The sequence below is a fragment of the Streptomyces sp. NPDC028907 genome (genome assembly GCF_055564995.1).
This window is the reverse complement of record NZ_JBVHVE010000003.1, coordinates 614,781-632,909: the sequence shown is the minus strand read 5'-3', so window position 1 is coordinate 632,909 and position 18,129 is coordinate 614,781. Positions and strand designations below refer to the sequence as shown.

General features: G+C 72.1%; 17 protein-coding genes. 12 read left to right on the top strand and 5 right to left on the bottom strand.

The window, feature by feature from the left end; genetic code table 11:
• Window positions 1–236: 236 nt before the first annotated feature.
• Together ACZ4UU_RS12000 and ACZ4UU_RS11995 are read right to left on the bottom strand one after the other, a co-directional pair.
• Complete coding sequence (locus ACZ4UU_RS12000) at window positions 237–599, bottom strand: DUF1304 domain-containing protein (protein ID WP_468038922.1); 363 nt, start codon at window positions 597–599, stop codon at window positions 237–239.
• A 338-nt stretch (window positions 600–937) separates the two neighbouring features.
• Window positions 938–1,588, bottom strand: a complete 651-nt coding sequence (locus tag ACZ4UU_RS11995; RefSeq protein ID WP_468038920.1) for an FMN-dependent NADH-azoreductase — start codon at window positions 1,586–1,588, stop codon at window positions 938–940.
• Window positions 1,589–1,716: 128 nt separating this feature from the next.
• On the opposite strand from ACZ4UU_RS11995, the gene ACZ4UU_RS11990 reads away from it, so the two are divergent.
• From ACZ4UU_RS11990 to ACZ4UU_RS11975, 4 genes are all read left to right on the top strand, one after another.
• Window positions 1,717–2,073, top strand: coding sequence for a winged helix-turn-helix transcriptional regulator (locus tag ACZ4UU_RS11990; protein ID WP_468039211.1), 357 nt, complete (start codon window positions 1,717–1,719; stop codon window positions 2,071–2,073).
• Between the two features lie 236 nt (window positions 2,074–2,309).
• Window positions 2,310–3,779, top strand: coding sequence for a DUF2252 domain-containing protein (locus ACZ4UU_RS11985; protein WP_468038918.1), 1,470 nt, complete (start codon window positions 2,310–2,312; stop codon window positions 3,777–3,779).
• A gap of 253 nt (window positions 3,780–4,032) precedes the next feature.
• On the top strand, window positions 4,033–4,935 hold the full coding sequence (locus tag ACZ4UU_RS11980) for a J domain-containing protein (RefSeq protein WP_468038916.1): 903 nt from the start codon (window positions 4,033–4,035) through the stop codon (window positions 4,933–4,935).
• 155 nt (window positions 4,936–5,090) lie between these two features.
• Window positions 5,091–5,420 carry a rhodanese-like domain-containing protein gene (locus tag ACZ4UU_RS11975; protein ID WP_062721297.1) on the top strand — a complete coding sequence of 110 codons (330 nt, stop codon included), beginning with the start codon at window positions 5,091–5,093 and terminating at the stop codon, window positions 5,418–5,420.
• Window positions 5,421–5,451: 31 nt separating this feature from the next.
• Here the strand turns inward: ACZ4UU_RS11975 and ACZ4UU_RS11970 are convergent, their stop codons facing one another.
• Window positions 5,452–6,585: an acyl-CoA dehydrogenase family protein gene (locus tag ACZ4UU_RS11970; protein ID WP_468038914.1), complete on the bottom strand. Its 1,134-nt coding sequence runs from the start codon at window positions 6,583–6,585 to the stop codon at window positions 5,452–5,454.
• A gap of 288 nt (window positions 6,586–6,873) precedes the next feature.
• Between ACZ4UU_RS11970 and ACZ4UU_RS11965 the strand changes: the two genes are divergently transcribed.
• The 3 genes from ACZ4UU_RS11965 to ACZ4UU_RS11955 are packed head-to-tail and all read left to right on the top strand — an operon-like array spanning window position 6,874 to window position 9,673.
• Window positions 6,874–7,695, top strand: coding sequence for a DUF5819 family protein (locus ACZ4UU_RS11965; protein ID WP_468038912.1), 822 nt, complete (start codon window positions 6,874–6,876; stop codon window positions 7,693–7,695).
• Window positions 7,692–8,918, top strand: a complete 1,227-nt coding sequence (locus ACZ4UU_RS11960; RefSeq protein ID WP_468038910.1) for an HTTM domain-containing protein — start codon at window positions 7,692–7,694, stop codon at window positions 8,916–8,918. The genes ACZ4UU_RS11965 and ACZ4UU_RS11960 overlap by 4 nt, the downstream gene beginning before the upstream one ends.
• Window positions 8,915–9,673: a TrmH family RNA methyltransferase gene (locus tag ACZ4UU_RS11955; RefSeq protein WP_468038908.1), complete on the top strand. Its 759-nt coding sequence runs from the start codon at window positions 8,915–8,917 to the stop codon at window positions 9,671–9,673. Before ACZ4UU_RS11960 ends, ACZ4UU_RS11955 begins: the two co-directional genes overlap by 4 nt.
• On the opposite strand, the gene paaN is transcribed toward ACZ4UU_RS11955, so the two are convergent.
• On the bottom strand, window positions 9,670–11,361 hold the full coding sequence (gene paaN / locus ACZ4UU_RS11950) for a phenylacetic acid degradation protein PaaN (RefSeq protein WP_468038906.1): 1,692 nt from the start codon (window positions 11,359–11,361) through the stop codon (window positions 9,670–9,672). The two genes, ACZ4UU_RS11955 and paaN, sit on opposite strands and share 4 nt — an antisense overlap.
• A gap of 160 nt (window positions 11,362–11,521) precedes the next feature.
• On the opposite strand from paaN, the gene ACZ4UU_RS11945 reads away from it, so the two are divergent.
• A complete protein-coding gene (locus ACZ4UU_RS11945) occupies window positions 11,522–13,039 on the top strand; it encodes a 3-hydroxyacyl-CoA dehydrogenase (protein ID WP_468038904.1) in 1,518 nt (505 codons plus the stop codon).
• The gene (locus ACZ4UU_RS11940) at window positions 13,036–13,626 is read left to right on the top strand and encodes a TetR/AcrR family transcriptional regulator (protein ID WP_468038902.1); all 591 of its coding nucleotides are present in this window, start codon (window positions 13,036–13,038) and stop codon (window positions 13,624–13,626) included. Before ACZ4UU_RS11945 ends, ACZ4UU_RS11940 begins: the two co-directional genes overlap by 4 nt.
• A 195-nt stretch (window positions 13,627–13,821) precedes the next feature.
• Here ACZ4UU_RS11940 and ACZ4UU_RS11935 read toward each other — a convergent pair whose 3' ends face one another.
• The gene (locus ACZ4UU_RS11935; RefSeq protein ID WP_468039209.1) at window positions 13,822–14,307 is read right to left on the bottom strand and encodes an Lrp/AsnC family transcriptional regulator; all 486 of its coding nucleotides are present in this window, start codon (window positions 14,305–14,307) and stop codon (window positions 13,822–13,824) included.
• A gap of 202 nt (window positions 14,308–14,509) precedes the next feature.
• On the opposite strand from ACZ4UU_RS11935, the gene pdhA reads away from it, so the two are divergent.
• From pdhA to ACZ4UU_RS11920, 3 genes are read left to right on the top strand one after another with little or no spacing between them, the layout of a single operon-like run.
• The gene (gene pdhA / locus ACZ4UU_RS11930; protein ID WP_468038900.1) at window positions 14,510–15,655 is read left to right on the top strand and encodes a pyruvate dehydrogenase (acetyl-transferring) E1 component subunit alpha; all 1,146 of its coding nucleotides are present in this window, start codon (window positions 14,510–14,512) and stop codon (window positions 15,653–15,655) included.
• Window positions 15,652–16,656 (top strand): alpha-ketoacid dehydrogenase subunit beta, encoded by a 1,005-nt coding sequence (locus tag ACZ4UU_RS11925; RefSeq protein WP_468038899.1) that lies wholly within the window; start codon window positions 15,652–15,654, stop codon window positions 16,654–16,656. Before pdhA ends, ACZ4UU_RS11925 begins: the two co-directional genes overlap by 4 nt.
• Complete coding sequence (locus ACZ4UU_RS11920) at window positions 16,656–18,101, top strand: dihydrolipoamide acetyltransferase family protein (RefSeq protein WP_468038897.1); 1,446 nt, start codon at window positions 16,656–16,658, stop codon at window positions 18,099–18,101. Before ACZ4UU_RS11925 ends, ACZ4UU_RS11920 begins: the two co-directional genes overlap by 1 nt.
• Window positions 18,102–18,129: the final 28 nt, after the last annotated feature.

The window sequence follows — 18,129 nt, the reverse complement described above, 5'->3', positions numbered from 1 at the left end:
TCCTTGAACCAGCCTCTGGCCTGGGCCGCGGGAAAACCGACGGCGCAGCGCGGGAAACGATCTCCTCGCACGGTTGCATACCCCCTGACCAGCGCATTCCGTCGGTTCCCCACAGTGCGAAACGGGCTCATCGTGATGACGATGAGCCCGTTTCGGCGTTCCGGGGCCTTGGCCGGCCCCGGTGTGATGATGCTTACACGCGGTCCTGCTCCTCCGGCAGAGCCCGGGGGCCGGACTCAGCCGGCGGCGATGACCGCGGCGAGGCTCACGGCCGCGGGGAGTGCCTGGGCGAAGAGGATGCGGCGGTTGGCGGTGGCCGCGCCGTACACGCCCGCGACGACGATGCAGGACAGGAAGAAGATCTGGACGCGGTAGCCGGTCGGGTCGTCGGCGATCAGACCCCAGACCAGGCCCGCGGCCAGGAAGCCGTTGTAGAGGCCCTGGTTGGCTGCCAGGGGTGCGGTGGAGCGGGCCATGTCGGCGTCGAAGCCGGAGAAGCGGCGGCCAGGGCCGCGCTGCCACAGGAACATCTCCAGCACGAGGATGTAGGCGTGCAGCAGCGCCATCAGGGCGACGAGGACAACAGAGAGCGTATGCATACGGTGATTGTGCCGGTGGGTCGTCCGGGCCGGTCGGGGCGGTCGGACTTTCGGCCAAGCGGCTCGCTTCCCGGCCGGTGAACGGTGACCGTTCACCGGAGGTGGCGGCCTTCGCCTCGGCGCGAGATTGGAGCTCCCCTTTCCCGGGAGCCCACCGATGCCCCCCGAGTCGCTCTCCTTCGTCGCCGGGGTCAGGCCCGGCGGCCCTGCCCTCGCCCCAGCGGCGGCTCGGGGTGACGTCGACGCAGCCCGAGTCGTGGGTGGGTTCGCGGCACGCGTACGCGTAGCGGCCCGCAGCGCTCGACCGGGGCCCTACGCGCGCGTGCTCGTCGGCGCGACTACGCCGCGAGCCGCTGGGCCAGTTGCTTCGCCTTCGCGGCGGCCTCGTCGAGGGCGCGCTCACGCGAGGCCTCGAAGAGCGGGACCAGATCGGCCATCGCCGGGTCGGCCGGGGCCATCGTGAGCTCCGGGACGATGAAGTCGAGGTCGGCGCCGAGGAAGTCGGCCAGCACCGCCGACAGGTAGTTCTGCACGTACTCGTAGCCCGCGCGCGGGGTGCCCGGCCCGTAGGCGCCGCCGCGGCTGGCGACGACCGTGATCGGGGTGCCCTTGACCGACTGGGCGGCGCCCGCCGTACGGCCGAACAGGACCACGTTGTCCAGCCAGGCCTTCAGCGTCGAGGGGATCGTCAGGTTGTACATCGGGGCGCCGATCAGCACCGCGTCCGCACGCTCCAGCTCCTCGATCAGCTTCACGCGTTCCGCGAAGGCGGCGGCCTGCTCGGCGCTGTGCGTGGCCGGATCGGAGAAACCGGCGGTGTGGGCGTCGGCGGTGATGTGCGGCACGGGGTTCGTGGCGAGGTCGCGGTGGATCACCGTGCTCTCGGGGTGCTGTTCCTGCCAGGCGTTGCGGAAGGCGTCGGCGACGGCCCGGGAGGACGAGGCGTCGGCCGGGAAGACGGAGGAGTCGATGTGCAGGAGCGTGGCCATGAGGGTCTCCAAAGGAACCGAGGAAGGGAAGCGACTGAAAATTTGTACTCGACTATGGATAACACAGGTACTTACTTTTTTTCATCCCCGTACGGGAGGGCAGTACCCTGAAGGGCATGGCGGGTGACATGGCGGGTGAGCAGAGTCACGACGTAGGGGCGTGCAAGCGGGTCGACGAGGGGATCACCCAGGTCTTCCAGCTGCTCGGCAAGCGTTGGACGGGCCCGATCGTGTCCGTCCTGACCGCGGGGCCCGCGTACTTCGTCGCCCTGCGCCGGGCGATCCCCGGCATCAGCGAACGCATGCTCTCCGACCGGCTCACCGAACTCGCCGCCGCGGGACTGGTGGTGCGCGAGGTCTATGAGGGGCCGCCGCTGCGGGTGGTCTACCGGCTGACGGAGGCGGGCGCCGCGCTGGAGCCCGCGCTGATCGAGCTGGGCGGGTGGGCGAAGACGTACCTGGGGGACGGCGCGGGGAGCCGCTGAGGTCGGTCCTCCGGGAGGACGTTCCGCAGCCGCCCGCTGCTCCAGGCTTCTGCAGCAGGGCTTCCAGCCGCGTTTCCAGCCGGGTTCCCAGCCGCGTTTCCTGGTTTTCCACAGCCTGCTCGGTTGGCGCCGTGGAGTTGTCCACAGGGCCTGACGCGTTTCGGCCACCGGCTGTAACGTCGGCACGAGTTGATGTTCGTGTTGGCGGTAGTGCGTGAGCGGGGGAGGCGGTCGAGATGACCGAGGTCGGTGCGGGTGCTGCGACGGAGGCGGCCTCGGTGGTGTCGGAGTCGCCTTCGGAGGCGCCGGCGGCATCCGCGGCGCGTCGGCTGCCCCGGGTGCGCGGTTTCGCCGAGTGGCCCGGCGGTGGCTCACCCAAGGAGGAGGGCAAGGCGCTGCGCGGGCGGGTGCCGCGCGGCGATCACGCCCTTCTCGATCTCGACGCCGCCCGCCCCGACGCCGTGGCCGCCGTCGAGGAGTCCAACCTGGGCCGGCTTGCCGACCTCACCCCCATCAGGGTCGGCCGGATGGCGGCGACCCCCTTCGCGTTTCTGCGGGGCTCGGCGGGACTCATGGCGTACGACCTCGCCCGCACCCCCATGACCCAGATCCGCGCCCAGATCTGCGGTGACGCGCACGCGGCCAACTTCGGCCTGTACGGCGATCCGCGCGGCGGCCTGATCATCGATCTGAACGACTTCGACGAGACGCTGTACGGCCCCTGGGAGTGGGACCTCAAGCGGCTCGCCACCTCGCTCGTGCTGGCGGGCCGGGAGGCGGGCGCCGACGAGGACGCGTGCCGCAAGGCGGCGCACGACACGGTCGGCGCCTACCGGCGCACCATGCGACTGCTGGCCAAGCTCTCGGTGCTGGACGCGTGGAACGCGATCGCGGACGAGGAGCTCGTCTCCCACACCGACGCCCATGATCTGCTCGGCACGCTTGAGCGGGTCGCGGAGAAGGCGCGGGCCAACACCAGCGGTCGCTTCGCGGCGAAGTCGACGGAGCCGACCGAGGACGGCGGCCGCCGGTTCGTCGACGCTCCGCCCGTGCTGCGCCGGGTTCCGGACGCGGAGGCGGCCGCGGTGGCGGCGTCGCTGGAGAGCTACGTCGCCACGCTCTCCGAGGACCGCCACCCCCTCCTGTCCCGGCACTCGGTGCACGACGTGGCGTTCCGCGTGGTGGGTACGGGCAGCGTGGGCACCCGCTCCTACGTCGTCCTGCTCCTGGACCACCGGGGAGAGTCGTTGATCCTCCAGGTCAAGGAGGCCCGCCCGTCGGCCCTGCTCCCGCACCTGGTGACGGCCGGTTTCGAGGTGCCGAAGGCGGAGCACGAGGGGCGGCGCGTGGTCCTCGGCCAGAAGCGCATGCAGGTGGTCAGCGACGTCCTGCTGGGCTGGACGACGGTCGACGGACTCCCCTTCCAGGTCCGCCAGTTCCGCAACCGCAAGGGCAGCGTCGACCCGGCAGCCCTGGCCGCCGACCAGATAGACGACTACGCCCGCATGACCGGCGCCCTCCTGGCCCGGGCCCACTCCCACAGCGCCGACCCCCGACTGGTCTCCGGCTACTGCGGCAAGAACGAGGAACTGGACGAGGCGATCGCCACGTTCGCCGTCAACTACGCCGACCGCACGGAGGCCGACCACAGCGCGCTGGTCACGGCGGTTCGGGCGGGGCGGGTCGCGGCGGAGGTCGGGGTGTGACCTGGTGCGGACGTGCGGTCGGGGTGCGTGCGGTGACTGGCCGACGATAGGGGGGCCGCGCCTCTCGATGCCGGTCGCACCATTCAGCCCGTGCGGCGCTCGTGGAGGAGGCCCCTTCAGGGCCGAAGCGGGGTCTGGGGCGGCAGCCCCAGCAGGCCAGCGAGCCCCAGCAGGCCAGCGACAACGCCGGTGCTGTCCGTGCGGGCGGTGCCCGCGCCTCGGCTCAGCTGACGCAGTCCCCTACGCTGGTCGGGTGACGACGCCCGAAGCTGAGCAGTCCCAGGCCGAGCCCGCTGGTGCGGGCACGCACGGTGGTGCCGAGGTGCCCGCAGGCGGAGCCGATCAGGGTGGTGAGGCGCAGGTGACGGCCGAGGACGGGGCCGAGCGGCCCGAGGAGCGGCTGGAGCGGGCCGTGCGGGCCGCCGAGCAGGCGTTGATCGAGTACGAGATCGCCGTGGAGACCTTCCGCGTCGAGGTGGAGAACTTCTCCCGACTGCACCACCAGAAGCTCGGCCCGATGTACGCCCGCCTCGACGAGCTGGACGCCCGGATCGCCGAGGCCACGGCCGCCCGCACCGGTGACCCCGAGGACATCCGCAAGGCCGACGAGGCCCGCGCCCGGGTGCTGCCCATGCCCGGCGTCGAGGAGCTGTTCCACGGCTGGATGGACAGCGAGGGGCTGTCCCCGGAGGCCGCCGCGATGCTCACGGAGCAGCCGGTACGGCCGCCGCAGCGGGTGCGCCCCAGTGACGAGGCCCGCAAGCTCTACCGCGAGCTGGCCCGCAAGGCCCACCCCGATCTCGCCCAGGAAGCGGCCGAGCGTTCCCGGCGCGAGGAGTTCATCACCCGGGTCAACGCGGCGTACTCCCGAGGCGACGAGGCGCTGCTGCGGGAGCTGGCCGAGGAGTGGGCCGCGGGCCCCGTGCCCGCGGAGCAGGGCCCCACCCCAGCCGAGGAGCTCTACGCCCGCCTCGAATGGCTCGCCCAGCGCAAGGAACTGCTCACCCTGGTCGCGAAGGAGCTGGAGGACGGCGCGATCGGCGCGATGCTCCGCCTCGCCCCGGACGACCCCGACCGTCTGCTGGATGAGATCGCCGAGCAACTCCTGGCCCAGGTGGCGGAGAGGGAAGCAGAACTGGCGGCCCTGCTCGGATAGGGGGCGGCAAACGCCCCCAGGGGCGCGGGGAACTGCGTGACCGGCCACAACGAGGCCCGCACTCTCCAGACGGCGGACACCACCCTCCCCCTAGGAGCCCCGGTCAGCCGGCGCAGCGTTCAGGTAGCGTCGTAGCCATGAATTTCGGATCTGCCGTGCCGACGGTCGAGGTCACCGACCTCAAGGACGACGACTTCCTCCTGGACGTCCGCGAGGACGACGAGTGGCAGGCGGGCCACGCCGAAGGCGCCCTGCACATCCCGATCAGCGAGTTCGTCGCCCGCTACGGCGAGCTGACCGAGGCCGCCCCGCAGGACGGCCGCGTCCATGTCATCTGTCGCTCTGGTGGCCGTTCGGCGCAGGTGGCGATGTACCTCGTCCAGCAGGGCGTCGACGCCGTGAACGTCGACGGCGGCATGCAGGTGTGGGCGGCGGTGGGACGTCCCGTGGTGAACGACGAGGGACAGTCCGGGTACGTGCTGTAGGGGCATCCACCGCCCGCCCGCTGTCCGCGGGTCAGCCGAGCGGATGCGCCGCCAGCAGTTCCCCCAGCGCCTCCTCGTGGGCCGCCGCGGGGCCGAGCGCCAGTTCCAGGTGCTTGGCCCAGGCGTGGTAGCGGTGCAGCGGGTAGTCGACGTCGGCGCCGAAGCCGCCGTGCAGATGCTGGGCCGTCTGCACCACCCGCCGTACGCCCTCCGAGGCCCAGATCTTGGCCACGGCCACGTCCGCGGATGCGGGCAGCGAACCCGGTGCTCCCGAGGCGATCCGCCAGGCGGCCTGCCACAGGGTGGCCTCCATCGCGCGCAGGTCGATGAACCGGTCGGCGGCCTGCACGGCGACGGCCTGGAACGTGGCGATCGGATGCCCGAACTGCTCCCGCTTGCCCGCGTAGTCCGAGGTCATCCCCAGCACCCGCTCACCCAGCCCGAGCGCCAGCGCACACGTCCCCGTGGCCAGCAGCTCCCGCAGCCACTCCCAGGCGCCCTCGGCGTCGATGACGTCCCGCGCCGCGAGCCCCACCGAGTCCAGCCGCAGCTCCCCCAGCCGCTCCCCGCTGGTCGAGAACTGCTCACCGAGCGACACCCCCGGCGCGCCGCGCGGCACCAGCGCGAGGACGGTCCGGTCGGCGGCCGTACGGGCCGGGACGACGACGAGATCGGCGTCGTACGCCCAGGCCACGGCGGTCTGCACGCCGTCCAGCAGCCACCGGCCACCGTCCTGCCGGGCGGTCACCGCGAGCTCGGCCGGGTCGTGGCCGGTGCGGCCGTGCGCGGCGACCGTCAGCACGACCTCGCCGCGCCCCGACCGGGAGAGCAGCTCGGACTTCAGTTCGGGGCCGCCGTACGCCTGGACGGCGGCCACTGCGGCGCTGTTCTCCAGCAGCGGCACCCGGGCCAGCACCTTCGCCGACTCCCGCAGCACGAGGCAGAGTGCGACGGCGTCCAGGCCGGCCCCGCCGTACTCCTCCGCGAGCAGCAGGCTCAGCAGGTCCGCGTCCGCGAGTCGGCTCCACAGCGGGCGGTCGAAGTCCTCGGCGACGGCACCCGGCGTGAGCGCCGGGGAGGGCACCGCGTCCGGCGCGACCCCGGCGAACACCCCGCGCGCCGCCTCGGCCGCCGCCTGCTGCTCCTCGGTGAAGGTGAAGTCCACGGTCCCTGCCCTTCCACACGCACGGCGATCTGAAGGTATCGATCCGACGGTGTAGATCCGACGGTGTAGATCTGACGGTGTAGATCTGAGGTGCAGATCTGACGGAGCGTCAAGATAGAACAGGTTCTAGAAGAAGGGAATGCTCCGCGTACGGGCTCGTAGGACCCCCGTAAGGTGTGGGCAACGTGGGCCCGGAAGGGGCTGTGCCCGGCGGGTGGGCCTGAGTACCGTTCCCGTGCGAGAGCTGAGGGCGGACGGACCGGAACCGGAATCGGGGAACAAGCGGAAATGGCAGACGCGCACGACGCAGGCTCGGCCGCCCGGCACGGGTCGGACGAGGAGCCGCAGGACGCCCCGACCGCCGTCGCGTCCCCGCCCGCTCCTCCTGCCGTCGCCGCCGCTCCCGTCCCGCAGCTCCCCGAACCACGCACCGGCGTGGCCGCCCTCTCCCTGCGGTACCAGATCGGCGCCGCGCTCGCCCTCGCGGTCGTGGCCATAGCCGTCTGCGTCCACATAGGCATGGTCTTCCTGCACGTCGCGCCGCCGAACACGGTCACCAAGCAGCACGGCAAGGCCATCGACGACTGGATATACCCGGAGTTCGAACAGAACTGGAAGCTGTTCGCTCCCAACCCGCTCCAGCAGAACATCGCCGTTCAGGTCCGCGCCGAGGTGGGCACGGCCGACGGCGGCACCCGCACCACCGGCTGGTACGACCTGTCGGCCCAGGACGGCCGGGCCATCGACGGCAATCTGCTGCCCAGCCACACCCAGCAGAACGAGCTGCGCCGGGCCTGGGACTTCTTCGTCGCCACGCACGACGCCCAGAACCGCCCCGTGGGCCTGCGCGGCGCCCTGTCCGAGACATATCTGCGGCACATAGTGGAGCTGCGCCTGGACCGGGCGAACGCGGCCGGCGACGGCGGCGTCGTCGAACGTGTCCAGGTCCGCTCCCGCACCACCAATGTGCGGCCGCCGAAGTGGAGCGACGAGCAGGTCTCGGACAAGCCGACCGACCGGATCCTGCCCTGGTGGTCCGTACCGGCGGAGAAGGCCGATGGTGCGGGCGGGGCGGGTGCCCTGCGCGAGGCCGAGGAGGGCGTCCGGTGAACCGCTTCGCCCTCGCGATCTCCGCGGCCATCGCCCGGGTCACCGAGTCCGCCCTCGGCCCCTACCAGACGGCCGTCATCCGCATCGGCTTCACCGCCACCTGGCTGCTGTTCCTGCTGCGCGAGTTCCCCCACCGCCAGGAGCTGTACGGACCCGACGGCCCCTGGGACTTCGACCTCGCCCAGCAGCTGATCGGCACGAACGGCTCCTTCACCGCCCTGATCTGGTCGAGCAGCCAGTTCTGGTTCGAGAGCGTCTACGCCCTCGCCGTGCTGACCAGCGTGCTGCTGCTGCTCGGCTGGCGCACCCGCACGATGTCCGTGCTGTTCATGGTGGGCGTGCTCTCGCTGCAGAACCGCTCCATCTTCATGGGCGACGGCGGCGACAACGTCCTGCACCTGATGTGCGTCTACCTCGTGTTCACACGCTGCGGCCAGGTCTGGTCGCTGGACGAGCGCCGGGCCCGGCTCGCGCGTGAGGCACACGCGCGTGGCGAGCGGGACAGGCCCGACCGGATCGGTCCGATCCTGTGGGGCGTGCTCGGGTTGGCGCTGGTCGCGGTCACCGCGACGGGCCGCCTGGACGGCGACCTGACCGTGCCGGTGATCCTGTGGGGTGTCTGGCTGGCGCAGGCCGTGTGGTGGTTCGTGGGCCGCCGTGCGGTGACCGCCGAGCCCCGCATCCTGCTCGACGTCGTCGGCAACATCGTGCACAACGGCGCCCTGCTGGTGATCATGGCCGAGGCGTGTCTGATCTACGCGACCGCCGGCTGGTACAAGATCCAGGGCTCCCGCTGGCAGGACGGCACCGCCGTCCACTACCCGCTCCACCTCGACTACTTCTCGCCCTGGCCCGCCCTCGCCGAGCTGCTGTCGTCCAGTGGCCTGATGGTGATGCTCATCACCTACGGCACGGTCATCGTGCAGGTCGCCTTCCCGTTCACCCTGTTCAACCGGCGGGTCAAGAACGTCCTGCTCGCCGCGATGATCACCGAGCACGCCGTGATCGCGGTCGTCCTCGGACTGCCGTTCTTCTCCCTGGCGATGATCGCCGCGGACGCGGTCTTCCTGCCGACGACGTTCCTGCGCCGGCTCGGCGGCTGGGCGGCACGCGCGCGGGGCGGCCTGTCGCGGCTGCTGCGGCGCGGCGACGACCGTACGGAGCTTCCCGGACCGCGCACCCCGGAGAACCCCGAGCACGCGCACGTAGGCTTCACGGCATGACCGTGACCTCCTGGAACCGGCTTGCCGGCACCTCGGTGCTGCTCGACGGCTTCCATGCCCTCAAGCACGCCGTGCGCTTCGGCGCCGAGGTCCCGGTGGCGGTCGCCGTCGACCGGGAGGCCGCGCTCGCCCTCGCCGACGAACTGGCGCCGGACGTACGCGGCGCCCTCGACGCGCTCCTGACCGAGGTCCCGGAGTCGACGTACACGTCCCTGGTGCCGCGCCCGCACCCCACGGCCGTGGCCGCCCTGGCGGTACGTCCGTCCCGAGCCGCCAACCTCGAGAGGCTGGCGCACATCCCGCGCACCGCGCCTGTCGTGGTCCTCGACCACCCTCGCAACCTCGGCAACGCGGGCGCGGTGATCCGCCTGGCCGCCGGCTTCGGCGCGACCGGCGTGGTCACCACCGGCACGCTGGACCCCTGGCATCCCACGGTCGTGCGCGGTGGGGCGGGCCTGCACTTCGCTACGGCCGTGGAACGGCTGACGGTTGAGGAGCTGCCACCCGGGCCCCTCTTCGCCCTGGACCCCGAGGGCGACGACATCCGGGGCATCAAGCTCCCGGACGACGCCGTCCTCGCCTTCGGCTCCGAGCGCAGCGGCTTGTCGGCCGAACTGCGCGCGCGTGCCGACCACTTGCTGTCCCTGCCGATGCGCCCCCAGGTCTCCAGCTACAACCTGGCCACCAGCGTGGCGATGACCCTGTACCACTGGAGTCTCACCGGGGGCGCTTTCCGGACCCCGGACAGTCCCTAGGCCTCCCGGCGCACCTCGACGACCCGGAACCGGTTCGCCACGAACGCCCCGTCGCACAGCGCCGAGTTGGCGGCAGGGTTGCCGCCCGACCCGTGGAAGTCGGAGAACGCCGCGGTCTGGTTCACGTACACCCCGCCCGTGAGGTTCAGTGAGAGCTGCGCCGCCTCCTCCAGGCAGACCTCCTGGACCGCGCCCTCGACCTCGTCGTCGGTCGTGTACGCCCCGACCGTCATCGCCCCCTTCTCGCGCACGGTCCGCCGCAGCAGCTCCACCGCGTCCGACGCCGAGTCGACGGCCACGGCGAACGACACCGGGCCGAAGCACTCGCTCATGTACGCGGCCTCGTCGTCCGGCTTCGCCCCGTCCAGCTTGACGATCACCGGTGTACGGACCACCGCGTCGGGGAACTCCGGGTTGGCGATCTCCCGGGAGGCGAGCGCGACCTCACCGAGGCCGGCGGCGGCCTCCAGACGGGCCTTGACGTCCGGGTTGACGATCGCGCCGAGCAGCGCGTTCGCGCGGGCGTCGTCGCCGAGGAGGCCGTCGACCGAGCGGGCCAGGTCGGCGACGACCTCGTCGTAGGTCTTGGGGCCCTCGTCGGTGCGGATGCCGTCGCGGGGGACGAGCAGGTTCTGCGGGGTGGTGCACATCTGGCCGCTGTACAGGGACAGCGAGAAGGCCAGGTTGGACAGCATCCCCTTGTAGTCGTCCGTCGAGTCGACGAGGACCGAGTTGACCCCGGCCTTCTCCGTGTAGACCTGTGCCTGGCGGGCGTTGGACTCCAGCCAGTCGCCGAAGGACGTGGAGCCGGTGTAGTCGATGATCCGGATCTCGGGGCGGGTGGCGAGGGTCTTGGCGATGCCCTCGCCGGGCCGCTCGGCGGCCAGCGCGACCAGGTTCGGGTCGAAGCCCGTCTCGGCGAGCACCTGCCGCGCGACCTGCACGGTCAGCGCGAGCGGCAGCACCGCGCGCGGGTGGGGCTTGACCAGGACCGCGTTGCCGGTGGCGAGGGACGCGAACAGACCGGGGTAGCCGTTCCACGTCGGGAAGGTGTTGCAGCCGATGACCAGCGCGATCCCGCGCGGGACCGGCGTGAACCGCTTGTTCAGCGCGAGCGGGTCACGCTTGCCCTGCGGCTTGGTCCACTCCGCGGTGTCGGGCGTGCGGACCTGCTCGACGTACGCGTACGCCACCGCCTCCAGGCCGCGGTCCTGCGCGTGCGGGCCGCCCGCCTGGAACGCCATCATGAAGGCCTGGCCGGAGGTGTGCATGACCGCGTGCGCGAACTCGTGCGTCCGGTCGCTGATCCGCTTGAGAATCTCCACACAGACCACCGCGCGGATCTCCGCGCCCGCGTCCCGCCACGCGCGCATGCCGGACTTCATGGCCGGCAGCAGCTCGTCGACGTTCGCGTGCGGGTACTCGACGCCCAGCTCGATGCCGTACGGGGAGACCTCGCCGCCCACGAAGCCGTCCGTGCCGGGCTGGCCGAGGTCGAGGCGGGTGCCGAGGAGGGCGTCGAAGGCGGCCTTGCCCGCCGCCATGTCCAGGCTGCCGTTCTCGCCGTAGGCCTTGGGGTGCTCGGGGTGCGGGGACCAGTAGGCGCGGGTGCGGATCGCCTCCAGCGCCTGGTCGAGGGTCGGCCGGTGCTTGGCGATCAGCTCGTGGGCGGTCAGTTCGGCGGCCATGCGGGACCAACTCCTCGTTTCCAGAGCTCTCCGTCGAGCTCATGACCTGGGCAGAAACATGGGCAGGAACAGCCAGTCAGAGTTAGAGTAACCGAACGATCGGTCGGTTCAAGGGGGTCCGCCGCATCTGTGGAAAACCCCGTGCGGGAGGATCGCGCACATGACAGCACTCGACCTCAGCAGCCCCGTGGCCGTTGTCGGCACCGGCACCATGGGCCAGGGCATCGCCCAGGTCGCGTTGGTCGCGGGCCATCCCGTACGGCTGTACGACGCCGCACCCGGGCGCGCCCGTGCCGCGGCCGACGCGATCGGCGCCCGGCTCGACCGGCTCGTCGAGAAGGACCGACTCACCGGCGCCGACCGCGACGCCGCCCGTGCCCGGCTGCTGCCCGCCGAGTCGCTCGCCGATCTCGCGGACTGCGCCCTGGTCGTCGAGGCGGTCCTGGAGCGCCTGGACGTCAAGCAGGAGCTGTTCCGGGAGCTGGAGGGCATCGTCGGCGAGGACTGTCTGCTCGCCACGAACACCTCGTCCCTGTCCGTCACGGCCATCGGCGGCGCCCTGCGCCTGCCCGGCCGCTTCGTGGGCCTGCACTTCTTCAACCCGGCCCCGCTGCTCCCCCTCGTCGAGGTCGTCTCCGGGTTCGCCACGGACGTCACGTACGCCACGCGCGCGTACGAGACGGCACGGGCCTGGGGCAAGACGCCGGTCGCCTGCGCCGACACCCCCGGCTTCATCGTCAACCGCATCGCCCGGCCCTTCTACGCCGAGGCCTTCGCCGTCCACGAGGCGCAAGGAGCGGACCCGGCCACCATCGACGCCGTGCTGCGCGAGTGCGGCGGTTTCAAGATGGGCGCGTTCGAGCTGACCGACCTCATCGGGCAGGACGTCAACGAATCCGTCACGCACTCCGTGTGGCAGGCCTTCTTCCAGGACGTCCGCTTCACGCCCTCGCTCGCCCAGCGCCGCCTGGTCGAGTCCGGCCGGCTCGGCCGCAAGAGCGGGCAGGGCTGGTACGACTACGCCGAGGACGCCGAGCCCGACGAGCCGCACACCGCGGAGAAGGCATCCCCACCCGCCTACGTCGTCGCCGAGGGCGACCTGGGCCCCGCCGCCGAGCTGCTGTCCCTGATCCGCGAGGCGGGCATTCCGGTGCGCGAGGAGGAAGAGGACCACGGCACCCGCCTGGTGCTGCCCGGCGGCGGCCAGCTCGCGCTCGCCGACGGCCAGACGTCGGTGGAGTTCCGGGACGTCGTCTACTTCGACCTCGCCCTCGACTACCGCAGGGCCACCCGGATCGCCCTGTCCGCCTCCCAGGACACCTCGCCGCAGACCCTCGCCGAGGCCATCGGCCTCTTCCAGGCGCTCGGCAAGCGGGTCAGCGTCATCGGCGACGTCCCCGGCATGATCGTCGCCCGTACGGTCGCCCGGATCGTCGACCTCGCGCACGACGCCGTCGCCAAGGGCGTGGCCACCGAGGAGGACATCGACACCGCGATGCGCCTGGGTGTGAACTACCCGCTCGGCCCCTTCGAGTGGAGCCGCAGGCTCGGCCGCAACTGGGCGTACGCCCTCCTGGACGACCTGCACCTGCGCGACCCCTCGGGGCGCTACGCGCCGTCCCTCGCGCTGTACCGCCACGCGTACGCCTCCGACAAGCGGGAGGGCAACACCTCATGACCACCGCCAAGCGCGACACGTACACCCCGGAGACGTTGCTCTCCGTCGCCGTGCAGGTCTTCAACGAACGCGGCTACGACGGCACCTCCATGGAGCACCTCTCCAAGGCGGCCGGCATCTCCAAGTCGTCGATCTACCACCACGTCACGGGCAAGGAGGAGCTGCTGCGCCGCGCCGTCAGCCGGGCGCTGGACGGGCTCTTCGGAATCCTCGACGAGGAACACGCGCGCGTGGGCCACGCCGCCGACCGCCTGGAGTACGTCGTCCGGCGCATGGTCGAGGTGCTCATAACCGACCTGCCGTACGTCACGCTGCTGCTGCGCGTCCGCGGCAACACCGACACCGAGCGGTGGGCCCTGGAGCGGCGCCGCGACTTCGACCACCAGGTCGCCGAACTGCTGAAGGCCGCCGCCGCGGACGGCGAGGTGCGCGCCGACGTGGAGGTACGCCTCGCGACCCGGCTCGTCTTCGGAATGATCAATTCCATCGTGGAGTGGTACCGCCCGGACGGCCGCGGCATGAACGAGCGCGAGGTCGCCGACACGGTGGTGCGGCTGGTCTTCGGGGGCCTGCGGCAGGCCGACTGACCAGCGCTGCCGGTGCGGAGGCCCGAGTACGCGCGCGTTCCCGGTGAGCCCAGCTTCCTCAGGGCCGCGGGGAACTGCGCGACCAGCCACGAGGGCGCCGCAGACGAATGACGGCGGAAAGCGTGCGCTCCTGCCCCTGCCGGCCGTGGTGCTCATGGCTATGGCGATGGCCTCGGGCTGCCCCGGGGCGGGTGGTCAGCCCTGTGGCTCCAGGTCCTCCTCCTCGAACACCAGCAACGTGCGGGTGCTGAGGACCTCCGGGATCGCCTGGAGCCGGGTGAGGACCAGCTCGCGCAGCGCCCGGTTGTCGGGGGTGTGCACCAGGAGCAGTACGTCGAAGTCGCCGCCCACCAGGGCGATGTGCGAGGCGCCGGGCAGCTGGCGGAGCTGCTCGCGGACCGTGCGCCAGGTGTTCTGGACGATCTTGAGGGTGATGTACGCCGACGTCCCGTGACCCGCGCGCTCGTGGTTGACGCGGGCGCCGAAACCGCGGATGACGCCGTCCTCGACGAGACGGTTGATGCGTGCGTAGGCGTTGGCGCGGGAGACGTGGACCCGCTCGGCGACCGACCGTATCGACGCGCGGCCGTCCGCCTGGAGCATCTGGAGGATGTCCTGATCGATGGCGTCGAGCGGGCGCGCCGGTGGCAGGGGGACGCTGCCGTCCGGGCTCTCGGGCATGCTGTCGGCCATTTGTTCAGGCGCCATGTCCCCCCACCTTCCTGCCGTGGACGTACTGCGTTCATTGGAGGCTGTGGAGAACCGTTTGTCCACAGCCTGAGGGTGCCTGTAGCCAAAATGTGCCGACGACCGAACAATCGGTAGGTGAGGCGCGTCACCGAAGCCGCGCCTCCCGTAGCCGCTCCCACGAGGAGGTGCCGTCATGACGGTCATGGAGCAGCGAGGTGCCTACCGGCCCTCGCCGCCGCCCGCCTGGCAGCCCCGTATGGACCCCGCGCCGCTGCTGCCCGACGCCGAGCCCTACCGCGTCCTCGGCACCGAGGCGGCCACGAAGGCCGACCCGGACCTGCTGCGCCGGCTGTACGCCGAGCTGGTGCGCGGGCGCCGGTACAACGCGCAGGCGACCGCGCTCACGAAGCAGGGCCGCCTCGCGGTGTATCCGTCGAGCACCGGCCAGGAGGCCTGCGAGGTCGCCGCCGCGCTGGCGCTCGAGGACCGCGACTGGCTGTTCCCCAGCTACCGCGACACCCTCGCCGCCGTGGCCCGCGGACTGGACCCCGTGCAGGCCCTGACCCTGCTGCGCGGCGACTGGCACACCGGCTACGACCCGTACGAGCACCGCGTGGCCCCCCTGTGCACGCCGCTCGCCACCCAGCTCCCGCACGCCGTCGGCCTCGCGCACGCCGCCCGCCTCAAGGGCGACGACGTGGTCGCGCTCGCCATGGTCGGTGACGGCGGCACCAGCGAGGGCGACTTCCACGAGGCGCTGAACTTCGCCGCCGTATGGCAGGCGCCGGTCGTCTTCCTCGTCCAGAACAACGGCTTCGCGATCTCCGTCCCGCTCGCCAAGCAGACCGCGGCCCCGTCGCTGGCCCACAAGGCCGTCGGCTACGGCATGCCCGGCCGCCTGGTCGACGGCAACGACGCGGCCGCCGTGCACGAGGTGCTGAGCGACGCCGTACGGCACGCCCGCGCGGGCGGCGGCCCCACGCTGATCGAGGCCGTCACCTACCGCATCGACGCCCACACCAACGCAGACGACGCGACCCGCTACCGCGGCGACTCCGAGGTCGAGACCTGGCGCGGGCACGACCCGATCGCCCTCCTGGAGCACGAGCTGACCGGGCGCGGCCTTCTCGACGAGGCCGGCATCCAGGCCGCCCGGGAAGCCGCCGAGACCATGGCCGCCGACCTGCGTGAACGCATGAACCAGGACCCGGTGCTCGACCCGATGGACCTGTTCACCCACGTATACGCCGAGCCCACCCCGCAACTGCTCGAACAGCAGGCCCAGTTGAAGGCCGAGCTCGACGCCGAGCACGACTCCCACGGGGGTGCGCACCGATGACCACCGTCGCCGTCAAGCCGGCCACCATGGCGCAGGCCCTCACACGCGCGATGCGCGACGCCATGGCGGCCGACCCGTCCGTGCACGTCATGGGCGAGGACGTCGGCACCCTCGGCGGCGTCTTCCGCGTCACCGACGGACTCGCCAAGGAGTTCGGCGAGGACCGCTGCACGGACACCCCGCTGGCCGAGGCGGGGATCCTGGGCACCGCGGTGGGCATGGCCATGTACGGACTGCGCCCGGTCGTGGAGATGCAGTTCGACGCGTTCGCCTACCCGGCGTTCGAACAGCTCATCTCGCACGTCTCCCGCACCCGCAACCGCACGCGCGGCAAGATGCCGCTCCCGATCACGATCCGCGTCCCCTACGGCGGCGGCATCGGCGGCGTCGAGCACCACAGCGACTCCTCCGAGGCGTACTACATGGCGACTCCGGGGCTCCATGTCGTCACGCCCGCGACCGTCGCCGACGCCTACGGACTGCTGCGCGCCGCCATCGCCTCCGACGACCCGGTGGTCTTCCTGGAGCCCAAGCGGCTGTACTGGTCGAAGGACACCTGGAACCCGGAGGACCCGCCGAGCGTTGAACCGATCGGCCGCGCGGTGGTGCGGCGCTCGGGGAGGAGCGCCACGCTCATCACGTACGGACCGTCCGTGCCCGTCTGCCTCGAAGCCGCCGAGGCGGCCCGGGACGAGGGCTGGGACCTGGAGGTCGTCGACCTGCGCTCGCTGGTGCCGTTCGACGACGAGACGGTCGCCGCCTCGGTACGGCGGACCGGACGGGCGGTCGTCGTACACGAGTCGGGCGGGTTCGGCGGACCGGGAGGGGAGATCGCGGCCCGGGTCACGGAGCGCTGCTTCCACCACCTGGAGGCGCCGGTGCTGCGCGTGGCCGGGTTCGACATCCCTTATCCGCCGCCGATGCTGGAGCGTCACCACCTGCCCGGCGTGGACCGGATCCTGGACGCCGTGGGGCGTCTGCAGTGGGAGGCGGAGAGCTGATGGCACAGGTGCTGGAGTTCAAGCTCCCCGATCTCGGGGAGGGGCTCACCGAGGCGGAGATCGTCCGCTGGCTGGTCGAGGTCGGTGACGTCGTCGCCGTCGACCAGCCGGTCGTCGAGGTGGAGACGGCCAAGGCGATGGTCGACATTCCCTGCCCCTACGCCGGAGTGGTCACGGCCCGGTTCGGCGAGGAGGGCACGGAGCTGCCCGTCGGGGCGCCGCTGATCACGGTCGCGGTGGGCGCGCCCGCCGCCGAGGGCGAGACCGAGGGCTCAGGGAACGTGCTGGTGGGCTACGGCACCTCCGAGGCACCGGCCCGGCGCCGCAGGGTGCGGCCGGCCACCCCGACGCCGCCCGCCGCCCAGCCGGCGAACGGCGCCGCCACGCGCGAGGCCACCCCGCCCGCCGAGAGTGTGGCGCGCCCCCTCGGCACGGCGGCGGGGCACGGCCCTGAAGGGCATGGCAGGTACACCGCACCGGGCGCCGACGAGGAGACCCGGGGCGAGGGCCCCGTGCCCGTGATCTCCCCGCTCGTGCGCCGCCTCGCCCGCGAGCACGGCCTGGATCTGCGGGAGTTGCACGGCTCCGGGCCGGACGGGCTCATCCTTCGGGCCGACGTCGAGTACGCGCTGCGCGCCGCCGAGGCGCATGGCCGCACCGCGCCGCCCGCCGCCGAGCCGCACCCGCGCGTGCCGTCGACGCCCACCTCGGCCGTGCCGCCCGCGCAGCCCCCTGTCCGCTCCTCCGCCGCCCCGGCCGGCCTGCGCGTCCCCCTCAAGGGCATCCGCGGCGCCGTCGCCGACAAGCTCTCCCGCAGCCGGCGGGAGATCCCGGACGCCACCTGCTGGGTGGACGCCGACGCGACGGAACTCATGCGGGCGCGCACCGCGATGAACGCCGCGGGCGGGCCGAAGATCTCCCTGATCGCCCTGCTGGCCCGGATCTGCACCGCCGCCCTGGCCCGGTTCCCCGAGCTGAACTCCACGGTCGACATGGAGGCCAGGGAGGTCGTCCAACTCGACCAGGTGCACCTCGGATTCGCCGCGCAGACCGACCGCGGACTCGTCGTCCCGGTCGTACGGGACGCGCACGCGCGTGACGCCGAGTCGCTGACCGCGGAGTTCGCCCGGCTGACCGAGGCGGCCCGCACCGGCACCCTCAGCCCGGCGGAACTCACCGGCGGCACCTTCACGCTGAACAACTACGGTGTGTTCGGCGTCGACGGCTCCACGCCTATCATCAACCACCCCGAGGCCGCGATGCTCGGCGTCGGCCGCATCATCCCCAAGCCGTGGGTGCACGAGGGCGAGCTTGCGGTCCGGCAGGTCGTCGAGCTCGCGCTCACCTTCGACCACCGGGTCTGCGACGGCGGCACGGCGGGCGGCTTCCTGCGCTATGTGGCGGACTGCGTCGAACACCCGGCGGTGCTGCTGCGCACGCTGTGAGGGATCCCCCCGGGGCCGCCGCCTCCCT